1 protein-coding gene is annotated in these 776 nt (G+C 62.6%); it reads right to left on the reverse strand.

Annotated elements, in window-relative coordinates; all coding sequences use genetic code 11:
- Window positions 1–776, reverse strand: a 776-nt coding sequence (locus HMPREF1224_RS13830; protein ID WP_010793025.1) for a condensation domain-containing protein, incomplete at both ends; no start/stop codon positions are given.

Raw genomic sequence — 776 nt, forward strand, 5'->3', positions numbered from 1 at the left:
CGCTGCCACAGGGCGTAGTCCGCGTACTGGATCGGCAGGGCCGGCAACACCACGTCGAGCCCTTGGCTGTAGCCGGCATAGAGCTGGACCAGTTCCTCGACCATCACCTGCATCGACCAACCATCGGACACGATGTGGTGCTGGACCAGCACCAGTACATGGTCGTCCTCGGCCAGTTGCAACAGGTTCACCCGCAGCAGCGGCCCCCGTTCCAGGTCGAATGGCTGCACAACGATGGCCTGTATCCGTTCGATCAGGCCTTCTTCACCGAACTGTTCCCGCTCGATGGAAACGCTAACCGCAGGTTGTACCTGCTGGTACGAACGCCCTCCCTCCAGCCGGAAGCGGGTACGCAAGGTTTCATGCCGCGCGACCAGGCTGTCGAAGCTGCGTTGCAAGGCATCCACGTCCAGCCGCCCGCGTAGGCGCAAGGCACTCGGAATATGGTAGGCCGCGCTTTCCGGCTCCAGTTGCCAGAGGAACCACTGACGCTCCTGAGCGAAGGACAGTGCCAACGGTTGCTGCCGATCGGCAAGCGGTATCGTCGAGACCGCATCCGTCGTGCGTTCCAATCCCTGGGCGAACGCTTCCAGAACCGGCCGCTCGAACAACGCCTTCAGGCTTGCGTCCAACTGCTGCTCCTGGCGAACCCGAGAAATCACCCGGGTAGCCAGCAACGAATGACCGCCCAGTTCGAAGAAGTTGTCGTCCAGGCCGACCCGTTCCACTCCCAGGATCTCCGACCAGATCGCTGCGATGCGCTGCTCCAGCTCGCT

The sequence above is a fragment of the Pseudomonas sp. P179 genome (assembly GCF_000478485.2).
Classification (GTDB): Bacteria; Pseudomonadota; Gammaproteobacteria; order Pseudomonadales; family Pseudomonadaceae; genus Pseudomonas; species Pseudomonas aeruginosa.